2 protein-coding genes are annotated in these 2930 nt (G+C 50.1%); both read right to left on the bottom strand.

The window, feature by feature from the left end; all coding sequences use genetic code 11:
* Nucleotides 1-1387: 1387 nt before the first annotated feature.
* Nucleotides 1388-2332 (bottom strand): tetratricopeptide repeat protein, encoded by a 945-nt coding sequence (locus Q0389_RS10710; RefSeq protein ID WP_298694064.1) that lies wholly within the window; start codon nt 2330-2332, stop codon nt 1388-1390.
* Nucleotides 2333-2466: 134 nt separating this feature from the next.
* Nucleotides 2467-2930: Sir2 family NAD-dependent protein deacetylase (locus Q0389_RS10715; RefSeq protein WP_298694065.1), on the bottom strand; the 464-nt coding region annotated here is incomplete at its 5' end.

Raw genomic sequence — 2930 nt, forward strand, 5'->3', positions numbered from 1 at the left:
CACCGAGATCTACACTCTTTCCCTACACGACGCTCTTCCGATCTTGATCAACGCCCCCTCATCCAACAGCTCACTGCCGCATACGGGGCAATGCTTCGGTCGGGGAATGCTTTGCTCATTTCCCGTCCGCTCCGCCGTAATGACCTTGACGATTTTGGGGATGACGTCGCCGCTACGCAGGATGATGACCTTGTCCCCGATGCGGATATCTTTGCGCTCAATCTCGTCGAAATTGTGGAGCGTCGAGCGCTCGACCGTTACCCCCTCGATATCGACCGGTTCGACGATGGCGACAGGGGTGACGACACCGCTGCGCCCCACCTGCATGATAACCTCTTTGAGCGTTGTGAGTTTCTCGATCGCGGGGAATTTGTACGCCGCCGCCCATCGCGGATTTTTGACCGTGTAGCCCAGTTCGTCCTGCACCGCAATCGCATCGACCTTGATCACCATCCCGTCGAGAAGCATCGCGAAGTTATCCCGCTCGACTCTCATCTCATGGTAAAAGGTCTCGATTTGATCCGCACTCTCACACAGATGCGTCATATGGGGATTTCGAAACCCGAGTCCATAGACCCACTCCATCCGCTCACTGAGGTTTTTGATCTCCAGCGTATTGGCTCCGATGCCGTAGGGCATAAAGACCAGACGGCGCGACGCCGTGATACGGGTATCGAGCTGACGGAGACTTCCCGCCGCCGCGTTGCGCGGATTGGCAAACAGTGATTCGCCGTTTTTCAGCCGTTCTTCGTTGATCTTCTCAAAATCCTCTTTGAAAATGACTACTTCGCCTCGAATCTCGATCCGCTCTTTGTATCCGATACTCAGAGGAATACTCTGGATCGTTTTGGCGTTTTGGGTAACGTCTTCCCCCAGGGCGCCGTCGCCTCGGGTAATCGCCTGCACGAGTATGCCGTTATCGTAGATGAGATTGAGACTCGCCCCGTCGAATTTCGGTTCGCAATAAAAGCGGACATCGCCGTAAACTTTCGTGATACGGTTTACCCACGTCTCCAACTCCTCGCGGTCAAAGAGATCTTCTAGACTCCACATGCGCACAAGATGCCGTGCTTTGTCGAACTTATCCTGCGGCACGTCTCCGACCCGCTGTGTCGGAGAATCGCTCACGATCTCACTCGGATGTTCCTGCTCGTACGCGACTACCTGGTGATAGAGGATATCGTACTCCTCGTCCGTCGTGATCGGATCGTCGAGGACGTAATAGTGATACGAGTATTTTTTGAGTTGTTCTACGGCGGTTTTATAGTCGGTTTGGGTCATTGCATCACTCGTTCAAAAAAAAGGGTTAATGATAAAAACATCAATCATAAGCGCTATGATAGCAAACATTATAATAAGTCCGAAAAAAAATGCTCAGGACTATTTTTCAGGTAGTGCGTTCGACCCGTTCCCATAATTTTTCCGGTTCTGTTGAAAGTTCCAACGCTTCTTCGATTTGCGGAGAAGTCAATTCTTTAGCGATCACTTCCTGTACCTCTTTAGCCGTTTCGTTCCCTTTGGCAATCGCTATCGTTAAAAAAGCATACGCGGCGACCGTATCTTTCGGGACATTTTGTCCAAAAGCATACACCAATGCTACATTAGTCAACGCAGATGGCTCCTCCGCCCTGGCCGCTTTACGATACCACTCTATCGCTTTTTCGCTCTCTCCGTTAGCTTCGTACACATCTCCCAAAGAGCTTTGTGCCGGAGCGAATCCCTGCGCCGCCGCCTTAGAAAACCAGATAATCGCCTCGCGGATATTCTTAAATACGCCTAGCCCTTCTGCGTATATCGTCCCTAATGCGCTTTGTGCCGGAGCATAATTCTGTTCGGCTGCTTTATGATACCATTGGTGCGCCTCGGAGTAATCCTGTCTTATCCCTTTTCCCGAAGCATACATCACCGCCAGATTAAACTGGGCATCGGCAAATCCCTGTTCTGCGGACTTTCGATACCACTCCGCCGCTTTAGCATAATCTTGATCCGTCCCCTGCCCTTTTTCGTATAACCAGCCGAGATTGTTCTGGGCGATCATTTCTCCGCTTCGAGCCGCTTTCGCATACCAGTGAAACGCTTTTTCATTATCTCTTCCGACACCGTTGCCATACTCGTACATTTCACCCAGACTCGTCTGTGCCGGAGCAAATCCTTGTGCAGCCGCCAAATTGTACCAATACAAGGCACTCTTATAATCTTGTGAAACGTACGAACCGATGTAGTACATGTTGCCGAGCTTGTTTTGTACGGAGGCATCGCCCGCTTCTGCGAGTTTGGTGATTTTTTTGAAATTGACGGCATCGACAAAAGGGCGCAACAGATTTTTAAACACGTTTTATCCTCCGCTTTTCAACTTCCGTCATCAGTAATGTTATTATATGTCATAAATCTAAATCACAACCTAACAATTTTCACCAAGAAGATTTTGTTATTTATCGTTTTGATAATTTTAATGCAATTCCGAGTCTATACACCTAAAAACATCTCTATATCCACCTCGATCTTCGGTGCGGCGGTGGTTGCTTTTTCGATATAAAGAGTCTTGAAAAACGGATCGAGCATATCATCGGATTCGAGGTTATTGAGGATCGAGTACTCAAACCATTGAGCGATCCACGCCGTATTGATCACCTGACCGCTTGAGCCTATGACAACAAACAAATCGCACTCTTCGATTGCTCGTTGAAGTTCTGCGTACATCGGTGCCTCTTCCCCGAACATCACGACGTTATGGCGGATGTTATCACTCTCGCACGACGGACACGTCGATCCCTCCTGCGACTCATACCCGATCTCGTAAACCCGTCCGCACTCTTCGCACCGCAGATCGGTGAGGGTGCCGTGCAGATGGATTACGGCGGGACACCCCGCACGCTCGAACAGATCGTCGACGTTTTGGGTCAGTACTTCGATCTGATCGGGGTAACGCT

The organism is uncultured Sulfuricurvum sp. (assembly GCF_937936435.1).
Taxonomy (GTDB): Bacteria; Campylobacterota; Campylobacteria; order Campylobacterales; family Sulfurimonadaceae; genus Sulfuricurvum.